Origin of the sequence: Streptococcus mitis (assembly GCA_001560895.1) — a bacterium.
GTDB classification, from domain to species: domain Bacteria; phylum Bacillota; class Bacilli; order Lactobacillales; family Streptococcaceae; genus Streptococcus; species Streptococcus mitis_Q.
On sequence record CP014326.1, the window covers coordinates 698,353 to 722,449 of the forward strand.

17 protein-coding genes and 1 pseudogene are annotated in these 24,097 nt (G+C 39.8%); 13 read left to right on the top strand and 5 right to left on the bottom strand.

All coding sequences use genetic code 11. From position 1 onward, the window contains the following. The first annotated feature begins 5 nt into the window (after positions 1 to 5). The 3 genes from AXK38_03510 to alaS all read left to right on the top strand — a co-directional run bounded on the left by AXK38_03510 (position 6) and on the right by alaS (position 4,540). The gene (locus AXK38_03510; protein AMH88375.1) at positions 6 to 1,121 is read left to right on the top strand and encodes a serine/threonine protein kinase; all 1,116 of its coding nucleotides are present in this window, start codon (positions 6 to 8) and stop codon (positions 1,119 to 1,121) included. 294 nt (positions 1,122 to 1,415) lie between these two features. Next, positions 1,416 to 1,901 carry a UDP-N-acetylenolpyruvoylglucosamine reductase gene (locus AXK38_03515; protein AMH88376.1) on the top strand — a complete coding sequence of 162 codons (486 nt, stop codon included), beginning with the start codon at positions 1,416 to 1,418 and terminating at the stop codon, positions 1,899 to 1,901. A gap of 20 nt (positions 1,902 to 1,921) precedes the next feature. Further along, positions 1,922 to 4,540 carry an alanine--tRNA ligase gene (alaS, locus tag AXK38_03520; GenBank protein ID AMH88377.1) on the top strand — a complete coding sequence of 873 codons (2,619 nt, stop codon included), beginning with the start codon at positions 1,922 to 1,924 and terminating at the stop codon, positions 4,538 to 4,540. Between the two features lie 87 nt (positions 4,541 to 4,627). On the opposite strand, the gene AXK38_03525 is transcribed toward alaS, so the two are convergent. Beyond that, on the bottom strand, positions 4,628 to 6,082 hold the full coding sequence (locus AXK38_03525; protein AMH88378.1) for an alpha-amylase: 1,455 nt from the start codon (positions 6,080 to 6,082) through the stop codon (positions 4,628 to 4,630). Between the two features lie 178 nt (positions 6,083 to 6,260). Between AXK38_03525 and AXK38_03530 the strand changes: the two genes are divergently transcribed. The 9 genes from AXK38_03530 (at position 6,261) to AXK38_03570 (ending at position 19,023) form a co-directional block, all read left to right on the top strand. Then, positions 6,261 to 7,010 (top strand): 3-dehydroquinate dehydratase, encoded by a 750-nt coding sequence (locus AXK38_03530; GenBank protein ID AMH88379.1) that lies wholly within the window; start codon positions 6,261 to 6,263, stop codon positions 7,008 to 7,010. Beyond that, positions 6,991 to 8,625, top strand: coding sequence for a hypothetical protein (locus tag AXK38_03535; GenBank protein ID AMH88380.1), 1,635 nt, complete (start codon positions 6,991 to 6,993; stop codon positions 8,623 to 8,625). Before AXK38_03530 ends, AXK38_03535 begins: the two co-directional genes overlap by 20 nt. 574 nt (positions 8,626 to 9,199) lie before the next feature. Further along, a complete protein-coding gene (locus AXK38_03540; GenBank protein ID AMH88381.1) occupies positions 9,200 to 10,129 on the top strand; it encodes a peptidase U32 in 930 nt (309 codons plus the stop codon). Between the two features lie 199 nt (positions 10,130 to 10,328). Beyond that, complete coding sequence (locus AXK38_03545) at positions 10,329 to 12,779, top strand: ATP-dependent DNA helicase (GenBank protein ID AMH88382.1); 2,451 nt, start codon at positions 10,329 to 10,331, stop codon at positions 12,777 to 12,779. Positions 12,780 to 12,815: 36 nt separating this feature from the next. Continuing rightward, the gene (locus tag AXK38_03550; GenBank protein ID AMH88383.1) at positions 12,816 to 14,039 is read left to right on the top strand and encodes a rod shape-determining protein RodA; all 1,224 of its coding nucleotides are present in this window, start codon (positions 12,816 to 12,818) and stop codon (positions 14,037 to 14,039) included. Between the two features lie 10 nt (positions 14,040 to 14,049). Further along, a complete protein-coding gene (locus tag AXK38_03555) occupies positions 14,050 to 14,604 on the top strand; it encodes a 4-methyl-5(B-hydroxyethyl)-thiazole monophosphate biosynthesis protein (GenBank protein AMH88384.1) in 555 nt (184 codons plus the stop codon). Positions 14,605 to 14,689: 85 nt separating this feature from the next. Next, a complete protein-coding gene (locus AXK38_03560) occupies positions 14,690 to 15,253 on the top strand; it encodes a DNA gyrase subunit B (protein ID AMH89619.1) in 564 nt (187 codons plus the stop codon). 14 nt (positions 15,254 to 15,267) lie between these two features. Then, positions 15,268 to 17,214, top strand: a complete 1,947-nt coding sequence (gene gyrB, locus AXK38_03565; protein ID AMH88385.1) for a DNA topoisomerase IV subunit B — start codon at positions 15,268 to 15,270, stop codon at positions 17,212 to 17,214. A gap of 81 nt (positions 17,215 to 17,295) precedes the next feature. Further along, a complete protein-coding gene (locus AXK38_03570) occupies positions 17,296 to 19,023 on the top strand; it encodes a septation ring formation regulator EzrA (GenBank protein ID AMH88386.1) in 1,728 nt (575 codons plus the stop codon). Between the two features lie 49 nt (positions 19,024 to 19,072). Here the strand turns inward: AXK38_03570 and AXK38_03575 are convergent, their stop codons facing one another. Together AXK38_03575 and AXK38_03580 are read right to left on the bottom strand one after the other, a co-directional pair. After that, positions 19,073 to 20,329: a transposase gene (locus AXK38_03575; protein AMH89620.1), complete on the bottom strand. Its 1,257-nt coding sequence runs from the start codon at positions 20,327 to 20,329 to the stop codon at positions 19,073 to 19,075. 290 nt (positions 20,330 to 20,619) lie between these two features. After that, entirely contained in the window at positions 20,620 to 20,919 is a 300-nt protein-coding gene (locus AXK38_03580) for a ribose-5-phosphate isomerase (protein ID AMH88387.1), read from the bottom strand. A gap of 67 nt (positions 20,920 to 20,986) precedes the next feature. Here AXK38_03580 and AXK38_03585 point away from each other — a divergent pair. Then, a pseudogene (locus tag AXK38_03585) lies at positions 20,987 to 21,121 on the top strand (hypothetical protein). A 9-nt stretch (positions 21,122 to 21,130) separates the two neighbouring features. Here AXK38_03585 and AXK38_03590 read toward each other — a convergent pair. Both AXK38_03590 and AXK38_03595 read right to left on the bottom strand, forming a co-directional pair. Further along, positions 21,131 to 21,583: an NUDIX hydrolase gene (locus AXK38_03590; GenBank protein AMH88388.1), complete on the bottom strand. Its 453-nt coding sequence runs from the start codon at positions 21,581 to 21,583 to the stop codon at positions 21,131 to 21,133. Positions 21,584 to 21,713: 130 nt separating this feature from the next. Continuing rightward, a complete protein-coding gene (locus AXK38_03595; protein ID AMH88389.1) occupies positions 21,714 to 23,972 on the bottom strand; it encodes an ATP-dependent Clp protease ATP-binding subunit in 2,259 nt (752 codons plus the stop codon). Between the last annotated feature and the right edge of the window lie 125 nt (positions 23,973 to 24,097).

Here is a 24,097-nt window from a genome sequence, read left to right on the forward strand (position 1 = left end):
GAGGTATAAATAGTTTGAATAATTGGGAAAGAGATTTTCGAGATGCAGAACGAAATCAAGAATTAAGAAGACAAAATAATTTGCTAGAACAACAAAGATGGGAGCAACAAGAACAAAATCGTCTTGTTTGGAAGCAGAATAAGACATTACAAGAGAGAAATGAGTTAGAACGTCAGAGGCAATGGAATGAGGAATCTCGACATCAAAGAGAGTTAGAATTACGTAAGGAGCAACAATTTAAAGATAATATATTTGATTTAAAAAAACTGTGGGCCCAAGCTGAAACTGAAGATGAGAGAGGGAGAATTCAGATACTCTTAGCAGAAGCAGAAACGGAGTATAATCAATATCTTCTTGAAAAAGAAAGACAAAAAGAACAGGAAGAATTAGCAAAGCGTCATCGAGAAAAAATCAATAGAATAAAGTGGTTTCTAGGTATAGCTATAAGCTTACTTTTATTAGTTATAATTGGAACTTTTTTTATAGTTATGAGCAAATCTAAATCATCTCATAACAGTACTAATCAATCAACTCAATCATCTAATTCAGAAACCTCCACAAGTTCTATAAAGCAAGCTTCTCTTGGTGGAAATAAATCTAAAGATAAACAAACTTCATCAACAAGTTCTGTCTCTTCTAGACCACAGGCTACAAAAGTATATATTGGAAACCTTATTGGTTTAAGTAAATCTGATGCTATATCAGAATTGAAGAGTAGAAAAATTGCCGAGAATCATATAAAAGTTGAGGAAGAAGAAAGTGATGAATATTCTCCTGGTACAATTTTACGTCAGAGTTTGTCGGAGGGAACTTTATATGATTTGAATGATTCATCAGATATTATTTTGACTGTTGCAAAAGAACGAACTAGAGCTACAATGCCAAATTATGCAGGTTCAAGTTTAGAGTTTACAAAAAATAATTTAAAACAGATTGTTGGTGTTAAAGAAGCTAATATTGAAATAGTAGAAGTTTCTAGTGCGCCTGAGGGGACTTCTGAAGGAAGCGTAGTTGATCAAATTCCCAAACCAGACGAGAAGTTTGATTTGAAACGTACACGAGTTAAAATTTCAATTTATAAGCCTAAAACTCATCAAACATCACAAAGTAGATCTAGATAAATTGAGAGGTTAATTTATAAAGCTAACTTATGGCTAACACATGCTGATTGTTAGAATGATTTCCAGTTGACGCAAACTTAAAAAAACGATATAATAAGAAAGTTGAGAATTGATTTTCAGTTGTCTTAGTCCAGAGAAATGGCGGTGCTGCGAGCCATCTAAGCTAGGAAGTCATGCTACTCAATCATACAATTGCATAAGAATAAGAGAATGACAAGTTCATTGAATGAAGGTGGTACCGCGGTTTTTCGCCCTTCGTGATATGAGCTTGTCTTTTGATTTTTGGAGGTGTTGATGAAAACATTTCTTGTCAAACAAAAGTTTCGTCTTGGAGGCGAACGTTTCGCTATCAAGGATGACAGGGGAGAAATTGCCTATCAGGTAGAGGGATCATTTTTTAAGATTCCCAAAACTTTTACCATCTATGATGCTAATGGTAAACAGGTCAGTCAGATTAGTAAAGAAATCTTGACCCTACTTCCTCGTTTTGAGATTCAGCTTCAGGATGGATCGAGTTTTGTCATTCGTAAGAAGTTGACCTTCTGGCGAGATAAGTATGAGTTTGATAATCTAGGTCTTCGTATCGAGGGCAATATCTGGGATTTGAATTTCAAATTGCTGGATGATCGCGATCAGTTGATTGCGGAAATCAAGAAAGAACTCTTCCATCTGACCTCTACCTATACCGTAACGGTTCTTGAGGATGCTTATGCAGACCTAGTCATTTCCCTCTGTGTCGCGATTGACTATGTGGAAATGCTGGAAAGCCAATCACATTAAATAAGTAATAAGGAGACAATATGAAACAACTATCTAGTGCACAAGTACGCCAAATGTGGCTTGATTTCTGGGCGACCAAAGGTCACTCTGTAGAACCATCAGTGAGTTTGGTTCCTGTAAATGACCCAACTCTTTTGTGGATCAACTCTGGGGTAGCAACCCTTAAGAAATACTTTGACGGGACCATTATCCCTGAAAATCCACGTATTACCAATGCCCAAAAAGCCATCCGTACCAACGACATCGAAAACGTAGGGAAGACTGCACGTCACCATACCATGTTTGAAATGTTGGGGAACTTCTCTATCGGTGATTACTTCCGTGATGAAGCTATCACTTGGGCTTATGAGCTTTTGACAAGCCCTGAATGGTTTGACTTCCCAGCTGAAAAACTTTACATGACCTACTATCCAGCTGATAAAGATTCATACAACCGCTGGATTGAAGTGGGAGTGGATCCAAGTCATTTGATTCCAATCGAGGATAACTTCTGGGAAATCGGTGCGGGACCTTCTGGACCTGATACAGAGATTTTCTTTGACCGTGGAGAAACTTTTGACCCGGAAAATATCGGTATTCGTTTACTTGCAGAAGATATTGAAAACGACCGCTATATCGAAATCTGGAACATCGTTTTGTCACAATTTAACGCAGACCCTGCTGTTCCTCGTAGCGAATACAAGGAATTACCACACAAGAACATTGATACGGGCGCTGGTTTGGAGCGTTTGGTAGCGGTTATCCAAGGTGCTAAGACTAACTTTGAAACAGACCTCTTCATGCCGATCATTCGTGAAGTGGAGAAATTGTCTGCTAAGGTTTATGACCAAGATGGCGACAACATGAGCTTCAAGGTCATCGCTGACCACATCCGTTCACTTTCATTTGCCATCGGTGATGGTGCCCTTCCTGGAAATGAAGGTCGTGGTTACGTCCTTCGTCGTCTTCTCCGTCGTGCTTCTATGCATGGTCAAAAACTAGGAATCAACGAGCCTTTCCTTTACAAACTCGTTCCAACTGTTGGAAAAATCATGGAAAGCTACTACCCAGAAGTGCTTGAAAAACGTGACTTTATTGAGAAAATCGTTAAGAGCGAAGAAGAATCATTTGCTCGTACCCTTCACTCAGGTCAACACTTTGCCCAAGGTATCGTAGCAGACTTGAAAGAAAAAGGTCAATCTGTTATCGCTGGTTCAGATGTCTTTAAACTTTATGATACTTATGGATTCCCAGTTGAACTGACTGAAGAAATCGCTGAAGAAGCTGGTATGACTGTAGACCGTGAAGGTTTTGAAGCAGCCATGAAAGAACAGCAAGAACGCGCGCGTGCGTCAGCTGTCAAGGGCGGCTCAATGGGTATGCAAAATGAAACCCTTCAAAACATCACAGTGGAAAGCCGCTTTAACTATGAAGAATCTCAATTGTCTTCTAAATTAGTAGCTATTGTGGCTGACAATGCAGAAGTAGAAGCTGTATCTGAAGGAACTGCCTCTCTTATCTTTGCGGAAACGCCATTCTACGCTGAAATGGGTGGACAGGTAGCTGACCACGGACAAATCTTGGATGAGTCAGGTAAGGTCGTGGCTACTGTGACTAATGTTCAAAAAGCTCCAAACGGACAAGCTCTTCACACTGTTGACGTCCTTGCACCGCTTGCCTTGAACCAAGAATATACCTTGGCAATCGATACAAATCGTCGTCACCGTGTCATGAAAAACCACACTGCGACTCACTTGCTTCACGCTGCCCTTCACAATATCCTTGGAAACCATGCAACACAAGCAGGATCTCTTAACGAAGTTGAATTCCTTCGCTTTGACTTTACGCATTTCCAAGCAGTAACTGCTGAAGAATTGCGTGCGATTGAACAGCAAGTCAACGAGAAAATTTGGGAAGCTCTTGAAGTTAAGACAGTTGAAACGGATATTGACACTGCCAAGGAAATGGGAGCGATGGCCCTCTTTGGTGAGAAATACGGAAAAGAAGTCCGTGTTGTTACTATTGGTGACTACTCTATCGAGCTTTGTGGTGGTACCCACGTTGGCAACACTTCTGAGATTGGACTCTTCAAGATTGTCAAAGAAGAAGGGATTGGATCAGGAACTCGCCGTATCTTGGCGGTAACTGGTAAGGAAGCCTTTGAAGCCTACCGTGAACAAGAAGACGCTCTTAAAGCTGTTGCAGCAACTCTTAAAGCACCTCAACTTAAAGAAGTTCCTTACAAGGTAGAAGGACTTCAAGAACAACTTCGTCAATTGCAAAAAGAAAATGCTGAGTTGAAAGAAAAAGCCGCAGCTGCAGCCGCAGGCGACATCTTCAAGGATGTTAAGGAAGTCAACGGTCACCGTTACATTGCTAGTCAAGTGTCTGTATCAGATGCCGGTGCCCTTCGTACCTTTGCAGACAATTGGAAACAAAAAGATTACTCTGACTTGCTTGTTCTAGTTGCAGCAATTGGGGACAAAGTCAATGTTCTTGTCGCAAGCAAGACAAAAGACCTTCATGCAGGAAATCTTGTCAAAGAATTGGCACCAATCGTCGATGGACGTGGTGGTGGTAAACCAGACATGGCCATGGCAGGAGGAAGTAACCAAGCTAAAATTCAAGAATTGTTGGATGCGGTAGCAAGTAAATTGTAAGAAAACAAAGATCTATCCATTTGGGTAGGTCTTTTTCATACTTAAAAAGCCAAATCCGCTTGGATTTGGCTTGGTTATCATTAGCTATTAGATTGTATTGGCTGACCAAACACTTACGGATTTAGCTGAGACTGGAAATTGTCCATAACCTTCCTCATCAATTGTAATTTGCTCTTGGTGGTTGCCAAGTAAATCTACAAAGGTTTGGTTAGCCCATTCTTGGCCAATAAACATTGACTTGCTGTTTTCTTGGTCATTTGAGATAAGGACTGCGATTGGGGATTGATTTTCAGCACCTGAACGTACCCAACCGATACAGTTATCATCATCAAAGTAGTCTGTTTGTTCTCCATAGGCCAAGTCTTTTCGGATGGCTAGGAGGCGGTCAAGAACTTCTTTGAAATCTTCTTGAGCGTATTTTCCTGAAATCCCATAGTAGTCTCCGTAAAAGACACATGGCAGTCCATTTTGACGTAATAGAATGAGGGCATAGGCTGCTGGCTTGAACCATTCTTCAACAGTAGACTCAAGAGCCTGACCACGTTGAGTATCATGGTTGTCGACAAAGGTTACAGCCTTGTCAGGTTTGAGCTCAACCAAGCTATCTGTGAAAATACCACGAAGGTCATAGTTTGCGCCAGCTTGGCTAGCATCAAAGAGATTCTGGTGGAGACGAACATCGACAAGGTCAAAACGTTCTTCCGTTTTTTCAAGATAGTCTAGGTTGGCTTCCTTGTCTGGGTTCCAAAATTCACCAAAAACGTAGAAATCGTCACCGTATTTTTCCTTCATATCGCGGATAAAATTGCGCATAAAGAAAGAGTCAATGTGTTTGACGGCATCCAAGCGGAAACCAGCAATACCAGTCGTTTCCATGAACCAGTCAGCCCAGTCATAGATGTTTTTGATAACTTCAGGATGCTTAAAGTCTAGGTCGGCATACATGAGGTAGTCGTAGTTACCGTTTTCGTTATCGACCAATTCCTCGTTGGCCCAGCCCTTGTTGTCTCCTTGAATCAGGTAAATCCCAGACTTACGGCGTTTTGCATCGTAGTCTGTACCTGTGAAGTGGTACCAGTGCCAGTGGAAGTCATTGTAGGTATCTTGGCGACCATCGAAGGTAAAACTAGTCCAACCATTGATGGTGAAGGGTTCTCCAAGTTCCACTGTACGGTCTACAGGATCCACTTCAATAACCTGAAAGGCTTCCATGTGATCAGCAGCAGCTTTGTGATTGAGCACCACATCGGCCATAGGTTGAATTCCCTGTGCTTTTAGGGCTTGAATGGCTTGAAGATAGTCTTCTTTAAAACCATACTTGGTGCGGACAGTCCCTTTTTGGTTGAACTCACCAAGGTCAAATAGGTCATAGACCCCATAACCGACATCTTTTTCATTGGTTGCCTTAAAAGCTGGTGGCATCCAGACGTGGCTAATCCCCAGATGAGCTAGGTGTGGAGCATCTTCAGCCAGACGCGTCCAGTGCTGACCGTCGTGGGGCAGATACCATTCAAAGTATTGCATGAGTGTTTGATTTTGCATGATGTTTCCTCTTACTTGTCAATCTTGTTCTTTATTCTATCATAAAGTATCTCTGAGCGCAAACGTTTGCGTAAGATAGAAAAAATATATTTTGACTACTTAAAATAAAGTGTTGATTTTTTTGTATCAAAGTGCTAGTATAATAGTATGTAATATAGATAAAGATAGGAGTCATCCCATGATTGAATTTCAAAATGTTAGTAAGTTGTATGGTGATAAAGAGGCTTTGAGCAACCTCAATCTGCAGATTGAAAATGGGAAGATTATGGGCTTGATTGGCCATAATGGGGCTGGAAAATCGACCACTATAAAATCTTTAGTCAGTATCATTTCTCCCAGCAGTGGTCGTATTTTAGTAGATGGTCAGGATTTATCGGAAAATCGCTTGGCTATTAAACGAAAGATTGGCTACGTAGCAGACTCGCCTGACTTATTTTTACGCTTAACGGCCAATGAATTTTGGGAATTGATTGCTTCATCCTATGATCTGAGCAGTTCTGACTTGGAAGCTAGTTTAGCTAGGCTATTGAACGTTTTTGATTTTGCTGAAAACCGCTATCAGGTTATTGAAACCCTTTCTCACGGAATGCGTCAGAAAGTCTTTGTCATCGGAGCACTCTTGTCTGATCCTGATATTTGGGTCTTGGACGAACCCTTGACTGGTTTGGATCCCCAGGCTGCCTTTGATTTGAAGCAGATGATGAAGGAACATGCACAAAAAGGGAAGACGGTCTTGTTTTCAACTCATGTCCTAGAGGTAGCCGAGCAAGTCTGTGATCGGATTGCCATTTTGAAAAAGGGGCATTTGATTTATTGTGGTAGCGTAGAGGACTTGAGAAAAGACCATCCAGACCAGTCTTTGGAAAGTATCTACCTTAGTCTTGCTGGTAGAAAAGAGGAGGTTTCAGATGCGTCTCAAGGTCATTAAAAAATTAGTGGATATCAATATCCTCTATTCATCTCAAGAAGCTAATCTGGCTAACCTACGAAAGAAGCAAGCTAAAAATCCTGGAAAAAAAGTAAATGTTTCCGCTAGAGTCCTAAGTTCTTACATTTTTTCCAGTCTCTTGATGCTTTTCATGTTTATAAATATAGCCTTTCGTTTTCCTTTTGAGGAAATACCAAGTTTTTTTAGTACCATGGTTGCTATTTTACTGGTGCTTGCCTTTTCAACTTCTTTCACTGCATTTTACAATGTCTTTTATGAGAGTAAGGACTTGGCATCGTATAGGCCCTATGCCTTTAAAGAATCAGAGATTATAATTGCTAAAGGACTGTCTGTTCTCTTGCCAGCTCTAGCTGGAATTGTACCAATCCTAGCTTATTTTCTAGTCCTCTATATTAGGCTAGCTCCTTCTCTTTGGCTGGGCTTGCCTTTGATGCTGCTGTCCTTGGCCTTGTTATTTGTATCTGTTACTTTAGTGATGGTAGTGGCAGTACATTTCTTGGCTCAGACTAGGGTCTTCAGAAAGTATCAGTCTATTTTTGCCAATGTGATGATTGGAATAGGAGTTCTCATACCTTTAATATTTGTCCTCTTTCTACAGTCAACTTTTGGAAGTATTGTTGACAAAGTTAGAGACATTCCATTTCTCCTTTATCCTCTTCATATCTTTTACAAAATAGCAGTGGAGCCTTTTTCGACAGAAGCCATCCTGGGTCTACTCGCTTGGATAGGACTAACTCTCTTCTTACTTTACCTGACCAAAAAGAAGGTTCTTCCTCATTTTTATGACGTGATTCTGCTTAACAGTGAGGAGAAGGTCAAGAAAGAACGTCGCAGCAAGGAGAGGATTTCAACTACTAAAAAGGGATTTTTCCGTATGGTTTTACGCTACCACCTCACCCTCTTGGGACAGGGGACTGGCGTGATTACAGTGCTTTTTACAAGTGCTTTCCTTCCTTATCTCATGATGATTGGTCTGATTTCCAAAATCCGAGATTCTCAGATAGTTCCAGATATTTATCCTCCATACTGGTTACCCTTATTTTTTATAGCTCTCTTTATAGCAGTTGTCAATAACAATATCACCAGCCTGCCTTCAATTGCCTTGTCCTTGGAGAGGGAAAATGTTGATTTTCTTAAGAGTTTACCCTTTGACTTTGCTCGTTATGTGAAAGTGAAATTTTGGATTATATTTGCTGTCCAGTCCTTTTTACCAGTTCTGACTTTACTTGGTCTTTCTCTATATCTAGGCTTGCCCACCCTTTCGATGATTTACCTTCTTGTAGTTTGGATCCTTGCCAGTGTCATCCTTTCTTGCCACCATTACCTTAAGGACGTGAAAAATTTGTCAACCAATTGGAGTAACATTACGGACCTGGTGAACCGTTCAAATCGTATAGTAGCAATAGTTTTACTCTTAATTTATAGTGTTATCTTAATGATTTTAGTCATAGCAAGTTTGTTCTTGGTTCAATCTCTCACCCCTGTCCTTGCCATTAGCTTGGGAGTAGGAGTTCTTATATTCTTGCTTGCTCTTGCTATCTTTGGCTATCATTACTATCTATCACGCATATTGGCAGAGATAGAAAAAAGATGAGGTAGTTGGTCGCTTGCTTGATAAATTTTATAAAAAGAAATGAAGCTGAGTAAACCCCACTTCTAACTAGCAAAAAACGAGCATTTCCGTAGTTGGATATACTCGTTTTTCTATGCCATTTTTCTTATCATAAGAACAAAACGACTAGAAATTTATAACAATGTATAAATCCTAAAGCATCAATTGCTTAAATTTTGGACTAGATTTTATCTATGATGTTTTGAAGATTAATGGAGCTTGAGATGTTTGCTATTTATGGATAGTGTACAAAGTAAATTGTTACTGGCGAGCTCTCTTATGCTTCTGGGTTTGCCTTTCATCTAGTTATTTTTATAAAAATCCGTTTTATACTCAATGCAAAACAAAGAGCAAACTAGGAAGCTAGCCTCAGGTTGCTCAAAGCACTGCTTTGAGGTTGCAGATAAAGCTGACGTGGTTTGAAGAGTATTAGACTAATTCCCACTTTGGTAAGTCAAGTGGAAGTCACTTTGAGAAATTAGCCTGAAATAATTCCTATTTGTAAAACTCTGATAAGTCTTGGCTGATTTGCTAGAAATATGGTATAATTTTTCTTATGGAAAAGATTATCATTACAGCAACTGCTGAAAGTATTGAACAAGTTAAACAACTGCTCGAAGCTGGCGTAGACCGTATCTATGTCGGTGAGAAAGATTTTGGCCTTCGTCTGCCAACAACCTTTAGTCATGACCAATTGCGTGAAATCGCTAATCTGGTTCATGATGCTGGTAAGGAATTGATCGTTGCAGTCAATGCCCTCATGCACCAAGATATGATGGACCGTATCAAGCCTTTCTTAGACTTTTTGGAAGAAATCAAGACAGACTACATTACGATTGGGGATGCAGGTGTCTTTTATGTGGTCAATCGCGATGGTTATTCCTTTAAGACCATCTATGATGCTTCGACTATGGTAACTAGCAGTCGCCAGATTAACTTCTGGGGACAAAAGGCTGGCGCATCTGAGGCTGTTTTGGCGCGTGAAATTCCATCAGCTGAACTTTTCAAAATGCCAGAGATTTTGGAAATTCCTGCTGAAGTTTTGGTTTACGGTGCTAGTGTCATCCATCATTCTAAGCGTCCGCTCTTGCAAAACTACTATAACTTTACGCACATCGATGATGAAAAAACGCGCAAGCGTGACCTCTTCTTGGCTGAGCCAAGTGACCCAGAGAGCCACTATTCCATTTTTGAAGATAATCATGGTACCCACATCTTTGCCAACAATGACCTTGATTTGATGACCAAATTGACAGAATTGGTGGAGCATGGTTTTACCCATTGGAAATTAGAAGGACTTTATACTCCAGGTCAAAACTTTGTTGAGATTGCCAAACTCTTTATCCAAGCGCGTAGCTTGATCCAAGAGGGCAACTTTAGCCATGACCAAGCTTTCTTGCTGGATGAAGAAGTGCGTAAGTTACACCCTAAAAACCGTTTCCTTGATACAGGATTTTATGACTACGATCCTGACATGGTTAAATAAAGTAAATGATTCGTTGAGAGAAGGAAGATGCAAACATTTCTTCTCTCAATTTTTCTTATTCTCCAATATTTTTAAAAAATCAGTAGGCTAGGATGCTCTGTTTACTGGGAATTTTTAAGACAAGTAGTGTTCTTGAGTTTGAAAATTATCCCATGTTTGCAGGTGCCAAATGGCCCTTTTTTTGGTATAATTTTTTATAATGAAAACGATTGGTAATCGCTATGTTGTGGTGGATTTAGAGGCAACTAGCACAGGTAGTAAGGCTAAAATTATCCAAGTGGGAATTGTCGTGATTGAGGACGGAGAAATCGTCGATCACTATACGACGGATGTCAATCCACATGAACCCTTGGATGCTCATATCAAAGAACTGACAGGATTGACAGACCAACGTCTGGCGCAAGCACCTGATTTTTCGCAAGTTGCTAGAAAAATCTTTGACTTGGTGAAGGATGGGATTTTTGTAGCCCACAATGTTCAGTTTGATGCCAATCTCTTGGCGGAAAATTTATTTTTTGAAGGCTATGAACTAAGAAATCCTCGTGTTGACACGGTCGAATTGGCACAGGTCTTTTTCCCTGAACTGGAAAAATATAGTTTGCCGATTTTGTGCCAGGAATTAGGAATTCCTTTAAAACACGCTCATACAGCCCTTTCAGATGCCCAAGCTACTGCGGAATTACTCTTATTTCTACGGGAAAAGATGGCCCAGCTTCCTAAAGGTCTCTTGGAACGCTTGCTGGAAATGGCTGATGCCCTCCTATATGAGTCCTACCTGGTTATTGAGGAAATTTATAGAAATCAATCTATCCTGACTTCTCCAGACTTGGTCGAAGTTCAAGGACTGTATTTCAAGAAAACTGCATCTCCTCTGGAGACACGAAAACTATCTCAAGATTTTTCTAAAAATATTTCTCTATTGAACCTTGAAATGAGGGAGGAACAAGAAAGTTTTGCTAAAGAGGTTGGCTTGCTATTGAAAGATGAGCCTGTATCATTAATTCAAGCGCCAACTGGAATTGGGAAAACTTATGGCTATCTCTTACCCGCTTTGTCCCAAGTAAAAGAGCGTCAAATTGTTCTTAGTGTTCCGACAAAGATTCTTCAAAATCAAATCATGGAAGAAGAAGGTAAAGGTCTCAAGGAAGTATTCCATACAGATATCCATAGTTTAAAGGGGCCACAGAATTACCTGAAGTTGGATGCCTTTTATCGTTCCTTACAGGAAAATGATGAAAATCGCTTATTTAGACGCTTTAAAATGCAACTCTTGGTTTGGCTGACAGAGACAGAAACCGGGGATTTGGATGAGATTGGTCAACTCTACCGTTACCAACATTTTCTAAGAGACCTTCGTCATGATGGGAATTTATCAATCCAGAGCTTATTTGTGACGGAAGATTTTTGGAAACGTAGTCAAGAAAGAGCAGAGACTTGCAAGCTCTTAGTGACCAATCATGCCTATCTTGTAACCAGACTGGAAGATAATCCTGAATTTGTCAGTGACCGTTTATTGATTATTGATGAAGTCCAAAAAGTTTTGTTGGCCCTAGAAAATCTGCTTCAAGAGACCTACGATATCCAGTCTATTATTGATTTAGTTGATAAGGCTTTAGTAGGAGAAGAAAATAGGATTCAACAACGAATACTAGAAAGTATTCGCTTTGAGTGTCTCTACTTGATAGAACAATTTCAGTCTGGTAAATATCGAAAAAATATCTTAGATTCTCTTGCCAATCTCCACCAGTATTTTTCAGAATTAGAGGTAGAGGGATTTGAGGAACTGGTTCGCTATTTTACGGCTGAAGGTGATTACTGGCTTGAAGCAACTGAAACGAGTCAGAAGAAAATTCAAATTTCTTCTACAAAATCAGGCCGTATTCTTCTATCTTCCTTAGTGCCTGATTCATGTCAAGTCTTGGGAGTGTCGGCCACTCTTGAGATTAGTCAGAGGGTTTCTTTGGCAGACCTTTTAGGCTATCCTGAAGCCAAATTTGTCAAGATTGAAGCTGGTAAAAAACAGGATCAAGAAGTGGTCTTGGTCAAAGATTTCCCTCTAGTAACAGAAACTTCCATAGAAGTCTATGCCAAAGAGGTAGCTGATTTGCTGATGGATGTTCAAGCTTTCCAACAACCGATTTTGGTTCTCTTTACTGCCAAAGACATGCTTCTAGCAGTATCGGATTTACTTCCAGTTAGCCATCTGGCCCAGTATAAAAATGGGGATGTTCATCAACTGAAGAAACGCTTTGAAAAAGGAGAACAACAAATCCTGCTTGGTGCAGCAAGTTTCTGGGAAGGAGTTGATTTTTCAAGCCATCCTTTTGTGATTCAAGTTGTACCAAGACTTCCTTTCCAAAATCCCCAAGAGCCCTTGACGAAAAAGATCAATCAGGAACTAATTCAAGAAGGGAAAAATGCCTTTTATGATTATCAATTGCCTATGGCTATTATTCGTTTAAAACAGGCTTTGGGAAGAAGTATGAGACGTGAACACCAACGTTCCTTAACCCTCATTCTGGATAGAAGAATTGTTGGAAAACAATACGGCAAGCAAATTGTGACTTCTCTAGCAAAAGAAGCGACTGTTAAAACCGTCTCTCGATCCGAAGTTGATGAGGCTGTTGATAAATTTTTAAATGAACTTTGATAAATAGTATTGTATGAAAGTATAAGGTTAGTATATATGAAACGTTCTCTCGACTCTAGAGTCGATTATAGTTTGCTATTGCCAGTGTTTTTCCTACTGGTTATCGGCGTGGTGGCTATTTATATAGCCGTTAGTCATGATTATCCCAATAATATTTTGCCCATTTTAGGACAGCAGGTCGCCTGGATTGCCTTGGGGCTTGTGATTGGTTTTGTGGTCATGCTCTTTAATACAGAATTTCTTTGGAAAGTGACCCCTTTTCTATATATTTTAGGCTTGGGACTCATGGTTCTGCCGATCGTCTTTTATAATCCAAGTCTAGTTGCATCAACGGGTGCCAAAAACTGGGTATCAATAAATGGAATTACCCTATTCCAACCGTCAGAATTTATGAAGATATCCTATATCCTCATGTTGGCTCGTGTCATTGTCCAATTTACAAAGAAACATAAGGAATGGCAACGTACAGTTCCGCTGGACTTTTTATTAATTTTTTGGATGATTGTCTTTACTATTCCAGTCCTAGTTCTTTTGGCACTTCAAAGTGACTTAGGGACGGCTTTGGTTTTTGTAGCTATTTTCTCAGGAATCGTCTTGTTATCAGGAGTTTCTTGGAAAATTATTATTCCAGTATTTGTGACTGCTGTAACAGGAGTTGCTGGATTCTTAGTCATTTTTATCAGTAAGGGTGGTCGGGCTTTTCTCCATCAATTGGGGATGCCGACCTACCAAATCAATCGTATCTTGGCTTGGCTTAATCCATTTGACTTTGCCCAAACAACCACTTACCAGCAGGCTCAAGGACAGATTGCCATTGGAAGTGGTGGCTTATTTGGTCAAGGGTTTAATGCTTCGAATCTGCTTATTCCAGTTCGTGAGTCGGATATGATTTTCACGGTGATCGCAGAAGATTTTGGCTTTATTGGCTCTGTCCTTGTTATTGCCCTTTACCTCATGCTGATTTACCGTATGTTGAAGATTACTCTTAAATCAAATAACCAGTTCTACACTTATATTTCCACAGGTTTGATTATGATGTTGCTCTTCCACATCTTTGAAAATATCGGCGCTGTGACGGGCTTGCTTCCTCTGACTGGGATTCCACTGCCTTTTATTTCGCAAGGAGGATCGGCTATTATTAGTAATTTGATCGGTGTTGGTTTGCTTTTATCGATGAGTTATCAAACCAATCTAGCTGAAGAAAAGAGTGGAAAAGTCCGATTCAAGCGGAAAAAGGTTGTATTAAAACGAATCAAATAAGGAGAAAATCATGGTTAAAGTAGCAGTTATGTTAGCTCAGGGCTTTGAAGAAATTGAAGCTTTGACAGTTGTGGATGTTTTGCGTCGTGCCAATATCGCTTGTGATATGGTTGGTTTTGAAGAGCAAGTGACAGGTTCGCACGCAATCCAAGTAAGAGCGGATCGTGTCTTTGATGGTGATTTATCAGACTATGACATGATTGTCCTTCCTGGAGGGATGCCTGGTTCTGCACATTTGCGTGACAATCAGGCCTTGATTCAAGAATTGCAAAGCTTCGAGCAAAAAGGAAAGAAACTGGCAGCCATTTGTGCGGCACCAATTGCCCTCAATCAAGCAGGGGTATTGAAAAACAAGCAGTACACTTGTTATGATGGCGTTCAAGAGCAAATCCTTGATGGTCAATATGTCAAGGAAACAGTAGTGGTAGATGGTCATTTGACAACCAGTCGAGGTCCCTCTACAGCCCTTGCCTTTGCCTACGAGTTGGTGGAGCAGTTAGGAGGGGACGCAGAGAGTTTACGAACAGGAATGCTCTATCGAGATGTCTTTGGTAAAAATCAGTAAAACGGGAGTCAACCTCTCGTTTTTTTATGTGGAAAACTCAGGGAAATCATCGCTTTTTTAACGAAAAAATGGTATAATGAAAGCTATGAAAAATCACGATTATATCTGGGATTTAGGTGGAACTTTACTGGATAATTATGAAACTTCAACAGCTGCATTTGTTGAAACATTAGCGCTGTATGGTATCACACAAGATCATGACAGTGTCTATCAGGCTTTAAAGGTTTCTACTGATTTTGCGATTGAGACATTCGCTCCCAACTTAGAACATTTTTTAGAAAAGTACAAGGAAAATGAAGCCAGAGAGCTTGAACATCCGATTTTATTTGATGGAGTTTCTGACTTATTGGAGGACATTTCAAATCAAGGTGGGCGTCATTTCTTGGTTTCTCACAGAAATGATCAGGTCTTAGAAATTTTAGAAAAAACCTCTATAGCAGCTTATTTTACAGAAGTAGTCACTTCTAGCTCAGGCTTTAAGAGAAAACCAAATCCTGAGTCTATGATTTATTTAAGAGAAAAGTATCAGATTAGCTCTGGTCTTGTTATTGGTGATCGGTCGATTGATATCGAAGCAGGTCAAGCAGCAGGATTGGATACCCACTTGTTTACCAGTATCGTGAATTTAAGACAAGTATTAGACATGTAAGAAAAAGGAATAAGATGACAGAAGAAATCAAAAATCTGCAGGCACAGGATTATGATGCCAGTCAAATTCAAGTTTTAGAGGGCTTAGAGGCTGTTCGTATGCGTCCAGGGATGTATATAGGGTCAACCTCAAAAGAAGGTCTTCACCATCTAGTCTGGGAAATTGTTGATAACTCAATCGACGAGGCCTTGGCAGGATTTGCCAGCCATATTCAAGTCTTTATTGAGCCAGATAATTCGATTACTGTTGTTGATGATGGACGTGGTATCCCAGTCGATATTCAGCAAAAAACAGGTCGACCTGCCGTTGAGACTGTCTTTACTGTCCTTCACGCTGGAGGAAAGTTTGGCGGTGGCGGATACAAGGTTTCAGGTGGTCTTCATGGAGTGGGGTCATCAGTAGTTAATGCCCTTTCCACTCAATTAGACGTTCATGTCCACAAAAACGGTAAAATTCATTATCAAGAATACCGTCGTGGTCATGTTGTCGCAGACCTTGAGGTGGTTGGGGACACAGATAGAACTGGAACAACGGTTCACTTCACCCCAGACCCAGAAATCTTTACGGAAACAACAACCTTTGATTTCGATAAATTAAATAAACGGATTCAAGAGTTGGCCTTTCTAAATCGCGGTCTTCAAATTTCAATTACAGATAAGCGTGAAGGTTTGGAACAAACCAAGCATTACCATTATGAAGGTGGGATTGCTAGTTATGTTGAGTATATCAACGAGAACAAGGATGTAATCTTTGATACACCAATCTATACAGACGGTGAGATGGATGATATCACAGTTGAAGTAGCCATGCAGTACACAACTGGTTACCATGAAAATGTCATGAGTTTCGCCAATAATATTCATACACATGAAGGTGGAACGCATGAGCAAGGTTTCCGTACAGCACTGACTCGTGTTATCAACGATTATGCTCGTAAAAATAAGTTACTGAAAGACAATGAAGACAACCTGACAGGAGAAGATGTCCGTGAAGGATTAACTGCGGTGATTTCAGTTAAGCACCCAAATCCACAGTTTGAAGGGCAAACCAAGACCAAACTGGGAAACAGTGAAGTGGTCAAGATTACCAATCGCCTCTTCAGTGATGCCTTCTCTGATTTCCTTATGGAAAATCCACAGATCGCCAAGCGTATCGTGGAAAAAGGGATTTTAGCTGCTAAGGCTCGTGTGGCTGCCAAGCGTGCGCGTGAAGTTACTCGTAAAAAATCTGGTTTGGAGATTTCCAACCTTCCAGGGAAACTAGCAGACTGTTCTTCTAACAATCCTGCTGAAACAGAACTCTTCATCGTCGAGGGAGACTCAGCGGGTGGATCGGCCAAATCTGGTCGTAACCGTGAATTCCAAGCTATCTTGCCAATTCGCGGTAAAATCTTGAACGTTGAAAAAGCTAGCATGGATAAGATTCTAGCCAACGAAGAAATTCGTAGTCTTTTCACAGCCATGGGAACAGGATTTGGAGCAGAATTTGATGTTTCAAAAGCTCGTTACCAAAAGCTCGTTTTGATGACCGATGCCGATGTCGATGGAGCCCACATTCGTACCCTTCTTTTAACCTTGATTTATCGTTATATGAAACCAATCCTAGAAGCTGGTTATGTTTATATTGCCCAACCACCAATCTATGGTGTCAAGGTTGGAAGCGAGATTAAAGAATACATTCAGCCAGGTGCAGATCAAGAAATTAAACTCCAAGAAGCTTTAGCCCGTTATAGTGAAGGTCGTACCAAACCAACTATTCAGCGTTATAAGGGTCTAGGTGAAATGGACGACCATCAGTTATGGGAAACAACCATGGATCCCGAACATCGCTTGATGGCCAGAGTTTCTGTGGATGATGCTGCAGAAGCAGATAAAATCTTTGATATGTTGATGGGGGATCGAGTAGAGCCTCGTCGTGAGTTTATCGAAGAAAATGCTGTCTATAGTACACTTGATGTCTAAAAAATCGGGAGAAGTAGTTCCCTTGGTCTAAAAAATATGATATAATCATTACGATTGTTTCAAGTTAAAAAGGAGTTTAATATGTCTGGTAGTCTAGTAGTATATCTTATAATTGCAATTGCAATTATATTGCTGATTTCATATGCTATAGCAATTTATGTACGGAAACGCAATGAAAGTAAATTAGCAATTTTAGAAGAGAAAAAAGAAGAGCTTTACAATCTTCCAGTTAATGATGAAGTTGAAGCTGTAAAAAATATGCACTTGATTGGACAAAGTCAGGTGACTTTCCGTGAATGGAATCAAAAATGGGTTGACCTATCTCTTAATTCTTTTGCCGATATCGAAAATAATCTTTTCGAGGCAGAAGGCTACAATAACTCATTCCGTTTTTTCAAGGCCAGTCATCAAATTGATCAAATCGAGAGTCAAATTACCTTGATTGAAGAAGATATTGCGGCAATTCGCAATGCCTTGGCAGATTTGGAGAAACAAGAGTCTAAAAATAGTGGACGTGTTCTTCATACCTTGGACTTGTTTGAAGAGTTGCAACACCGAGTTGCTGATCATTCTGAAGAATATGGACAAGGTTTGTCTGAAATCGAAAAACAATTGGAAAATATCCAATCAGAGTTTTCTCAGTTTGTAACTTTAAATTCATCTGGTGACCCAGTAGAAGCTGCTGTGATTTTGGATAATGCTGAAAATCATATCTTGGCTTTGACACATATTGTTGATCGTATACCAGCAATTGTAACAACATTATCTAAAGAGCTACCAGATCAACTAGAAGATTTAGAAGATGGTTACCGTAAGCTCTTAGATGCCAACTATTATTTTGCTGAGACAGATATCGAAGCGCGTTTCCAACTGCTTTATGAGGCTCTCAAGAAAAATCATGAGAATATTGCTAAACTAGAATTGGATAATGCCGAGTACGAAAATACTCAAATCCAAGAAGAGATTAATGCACTTTACGATATCTTTACAAGAGAAATTGCAGCACAGAAAGTGGTAGAAGGTTTAGTAGCAACACTTCCTACTTATCTGCAACATATGAAGGAAAATAATGCTTTATTGATAGAAGATATTGAGCGTTTGAGCAAGAACTATTTACTTTCTGAGTCAGATGCAAGTCATGTTCATAGATTGCAAGCTGAGTTAGAGTCTTTGGAAGAATCTGTATTAGAATTAACTTCAGAACAAGAGGAACATTCTGAGCCATATTCATTACTTGAAGAACGTTTGGAAAACTTACAAGCGACTTTGAAAGAAATTGAGGATGAACAAGTTGAACTTAGTCAACGTCTTGCTCAGATTGAAAAAGATGATATCAATGCACGTCAAAAGGCAAATGTATATGTTAATCGTCTCCATACCATCAAGAGATATATGGAAAAACGGAACCTACCTGGTATTCCACAAACTTTCTTGAAGTTATTCTTTACAGCAAGTAATAATACGGAAGATTTAATGGCTGAATTAGAACAAAACTTAGTTAATATAGAGTCAGTTAACCGTATTCTTGAAATTGCAACGAATGATATGGAAGAGCTTGAGGCGGAAACTTATAATATTGTACAATATGCAACCTTGACAGAACAACTCTTGCAATATTCTAACCGCTACCGCTCATTTGATGAACGCATTCAAGAAGCCTTCAATGAAGCTTTAGATATTTTTGAGAAAGAATTTGATTATCATGCTTCGTTTGACAAGATTTCTCAAGCATTGGAAGTGGCAGAGCCTGGTGTAACCAACCGCTTTGTTACCTCATATGAGAAAACACGTGAAACAATTCGTTTCTAAAATAATAAAAAAGATGGCTCTTTGTCAACTGTAGTGGGTTGAAGAAAAGCTAAGCTCGAGAAAGGACAAATTTCGTCCTTTCTTTTTTGATATTCAGAGCGATAAAAATCCGTTTTTTGAAGTTTTCAAAGTTCCGAAAACCAAAGGCATTGCGTTTGATAAGTTTGATGAGATTATTGGTTGCTTCTAATTTGGCATTAGAATAGGGTAACTGAAGGGCATTGACGATTTTCTCTTTGTCCTTTAGAAAGGTTTTAAAGACAGTCTTAAAAAGAGGATGAACTTTCTTTAGATTTTCCTCAATGAGTCCGAAAAATTTCTCCGGTTCCTTATTCTGAAAGTGAAAAAGCAAGAGTTGATAGAGATGATAGTGGTGTTTCAAGTCTTCTGAATAGCTCAAAAGCTTGTCAATAATCTCTTTATTGGTTAAGTGCATGCGAAAAGTAGGGCGATAAAATCGCTTATCACTCAGTTTACGGCTATCCTGTTGAATGAGTTTCCAGTAGCGCTTGATAGCCTTATATTCATGAGATTTTCGCTCAAATTGCTTCATGATTTGGACACGAACACGACTCATAGCACGGCTAAGATGTTGTACAATGTGGAAGCGATCTAGAACGATTTTGGCATACGGAAAAAGATGTTTAGCCAAGTCATAGTAAGGACTAAACATATCCATAGTAATGATTTTCACCTGACAACGAACAGAGCGATTGTAGCGCAGAAAATGATTTCTTATGATAGTTTGTGTTCTACCCTCAAGAACAGTGATAATATTGAGCTTATCAAAATCTTGAGCAATGAAACTCATCTTTCCCTTAGTGAAGGCATATTCGTCCCAGGACATAATCTCAGGGAGGTAAGAAAAATCAGACTTAAAACAGAAGTCATTGAGCTTGCGAATAACAGTTGAAGTTGAAATAGACAGCTGACGGGCAATATCGGTCATAGAAGTCTTCTCAATTAGCTTCTGGGCAATCTTTTGGTTGATGATACGAGGGATTTGGTGATTCTTCTTGACGAGAGAAGTCTCAGCTACCATCATTTTCGAGCAATGATAGCACTTGAATCGACGTTTTCTAAGGAGAATTCTAGTAGGCATACCAGTCGTTTCAAGGTAAGGAACCTTAGACGGTTTTTGGAAGTCATATTTCTTCATTTGACTTCCACACTCAGGACAAGATGGAGCGTCGTAGTCCAGTTTAGCGATGATTTCCTTGTGGGTATTCCTATTAATGACATCCATAATTTGGATATTTGGGTCTTTAATGTCTAGTAATTTTGTGATAAAATGTAATTGTTCCATAGGATTCTTTCTAATGATGGTTTGGTTGCTTTTCATTATAGATCTTATGGGACTTTTTTTCTACAACAAAATAGGCTCCATAATATCCATAGGGGATTTACCCACTACAAATATTATAGAGCCAAAAAGATTTGATTGTGTGAGAAGCAGAATCAAATCTTTTTTATTATTTGTCTATAAAATCTTGTATGATAAGATCTCAAGATAAAAAATTGGAGACGATTTAAAAAGCAAGTCAGAACCTATGTCTGGTCTATAAGGTTCAATAGCTTTCTAATCTCTCCAAAATTTTATTTGATTGGAATCGAAATCCCAATTAATTTTTCTGAGTAGAGGGTTTTGATATTGGTCTCATCAATAGAGTCCTTATCAATTTTACGTTTCAAGAAAAACTCTTGGATGGCTTCGATTTCGGTTTCGCGAATAGCACGGTGTTTATTTGAAATGAGGACTTCATAGTGAAGCGGAGCTTGGGTAAAAATAACATCAGTATTTCCAGCAGAATAGACCTCAACAAGGGTTGCATCTGTACTTTCTAGCTGGCTTTTTACAAGTTGCGAGTGTGAGTTTGTCGTATTGATAAGCTTCATAACATTCCCTCCGATTTTCTAATTCTATTATAGCACTTTTTAAATAAAGTAGCTTGATTTATACTCAATGAAAATCAAAGAGCAAACTAGGAAGCTAGCCGCAGGTTGCTCAAAACACAGTTTTGAGGTTGTAGATAAGACTGACGAAGTCAGTGACTATATCTACGGCAAGGCGAAGCTGACGTGGTTTGAATTTGATTTTCTAAAAGTATTAGTCAATCTTATGCTGTTTTTTCCAAGATTGGATGGCCCATTTATGACTACCACGTTTGAGATTTTCCATAGCCTCATCAATAGGGAACCAGGCAATATGATTAAAGTCTTCTAGTGGTTTTTGAACTTCTTTGAAAGAAGTAGCTTCATAGAGGTAAGCAGGATTGTAGTAGTAGGTGTCGCGGTGACGAGAGTAGAAATATTCGTCAGCTTGTCCGTAATAGGTACCAATTTCAGCTGTGAAGCCAAGCTCTTCAATCAACTCACGTTTTAGGGCCTCCTGATGATTTTCACCTGCTTCAATTTCGCCACCTGGTAAGAACCAAGCGCCATTAGGTGCTTGAACAAGAACTATTTGTTTCTGTTCAGCGTCAGGGATAACTGCATATACACCGTAACGTGAAATATAGTCTGTATTCGCTTTTTTTTCTCCGAAAGTTGGGTTCACCATTGCATTTTCCTCATTATCTAGTATCGTTATTATTATCATAATGGAGAAAGTCCGAGCTGTCAAGAAATTACAGTTATTTTAGTAAAAAAGAAGCAGAAACATTTCATTTTCTACTCCTTTTATATAGTATTTATTTTTCTGTTTCAGAAGTTTTTACTTCAGCTTTTTTGGCAGACTTAATTTGAATGTTTCCCTTGCTAGTCATCACTGCCTTGAGGTCTTTTTCGCTTGGATTTTCAAGGTAGTAGTCAGTGATTGCGTCCTCAATATAGTCTTGAATAGTACGACGAAGTGGGCGAGCTCCCATTTTTGGATCATAACCGAGGTCAACCAATTTTTCCTTGACCTTGTCTGTCACATCGAGATGGATATTGTTGCTAGAGAGGCGCTTATTAACATCAGCTAGCATGAGCTCGACGATTTGAAGGAGATTATCCTTGCTGAGAGCTTTGAACTCGATGATGCCGTCAAAACGGTTCATAAATTCTGGGCTAAAGAAGTTGCCGAGTTCACCGAGAACAGAGTTGGTACGTCCTTCGCGAGCTGCCCCAAATCCAACGCTGGCTTCAGCCTTACCTGTACCTGCATTTGAAGTCATGATAATAATGGCATCCTTGAAGCTGACGGTACGTCCTTGCCCATCTGTCAAACGTCCATCGTCCAAGACTTGCAGGAACATATGCATGACATCTGGATGGGCTTTTTCTACTTCATCTAAGAGAATAAGAGAATAGGGATTACGGCGGACTTTTTCAGTTAATTGTCCAGCTTCATCGTAGCCGACATAACCTGGAGGGGCACCGACTAACTTAGCAACGCTGTGTTTTTCCATGTATTCACTCATGTCAAAGCGAATCATGCTATCAGCAGAACCAAAGAGTTCGATAGCTAGTTGTTTGGAAAGTTCTGTCTTACCGACACCGGTTGGGCCGACAAATAAGAAGCTTCCAATTGGGCGGTTAGGCGTACCGAGACCGACACGATTACGGCGAATAGCTTTTGCAATCTTATCGACAGCATCGTCTTGCCCAATAACATGAGACTTGAGGTCTTCAGCTAGATGGATGAGTTGAGATTGTTCTTTCTCTTTCAAATCCCCAACAGGGATGTTGGTTTTCTGCTCGATAATGTGTTCAATTGTTTTCTCACTGATGATAGGAGTATCTTGGTCAGTAACCTTTTTCTTTTGCATTTCCTTATACTTGGCAATCTGGTCGCGGAAGTAGGCGGCCTTCTCAAAATCTTCCTCCCGTGTAGCTTGAGATTTGAGATTTTCAGCCTCAATCAAGCGCTGATCAATGACTTTAGGATCGACAAAATTCAAGGTCAAGTTCATCTTAGAACCCGCTTCATCTAAGAGGTCAATGGCCTTGTCAGGTAAGAAGCGGTCTTGAATGTAACGATTGGAAAGAGTTGCAGCTGCTTCAATTGCAGCATCGGTATACTGAACGTGGTGGTAGTCTTCGTATTTCTTTTGAATTCCTTTGAGGATAGTGATTGTTTCTTCCACTGTTGGTTCATCGACCTTAACAGGTTGCATACGACGCTCTAGGGCAGCATCCTTTTCAATGATACGGTATTCATTGAGGGTAGTAGCACCGACCAGTTGCAGTTCACCACGAGCGAGGGCTGGCTTGAGGATATTTCCAGCATCCATATTGCCATCGCCTGCAGAACCTGCACCGACAATTTCATGGATTTCATCGATAAAGAGGATAATATCCTCACGTTTGCGAATTTCTTCCATGAGTTTTTGCATGCGTTCTTCAAATTGTCCACGGATACCCGTTCCTTGAACCAAGCTAACCACATCCAAACGGATGACTTGTTTTCCTTGGAGTTTATGTGGAACATCGCCATCAACGATTTTCTGAGCTAGACCTTCGACAACGGCCGTTTTACCGACACCTGGTTCACCGATAAGAACAGGATTATTCTTAGTTCTGCGATTGAGAATTTCGATGACACGGATAATTTCATCATCTCGTCCAATAACGGGGTCGATATCTCCACGACGGGCAATTTCAGTTACGTTGATACCAAATTCTTCTAGTAGGCCTTTTTCTTGGCTAGGTGGAGGAGTTTGAGCAGGTCCACGATTTTGGGAGCCATAACCGCCGTTTCCACCGTAACCTCCACCTGATTGGGTTGGGGGAATAGGAGGAGTATTGCTAGAAGGTCTGAAATTGTTTAGATCATTGAAGAAATCACCAAAGGGATCGAAGTCACGATTGTTCAAATCTGTCATTCCTTTAAAGAGACTGTTGTTAGGATCAGTCTTGATAATCTTGTAGCAGTTTTGACAGAGGTCAATTTGTTTTTGTTTTCCATTGAGATTGGTGTAAAGATGAATTGTTGAGTCGTTGATTTTACAGTTTTGACAAAGCATACATCTACCTCATTTCTTTCTTTAGCCTGACCTGTTTAAAGGTCAAAAATAGTCAAATTTCTATACTCTCATTATAACAGGATTGGACTGTAAAGCAAGTAAAAAGATTGCAGCTTTGAGAAGTT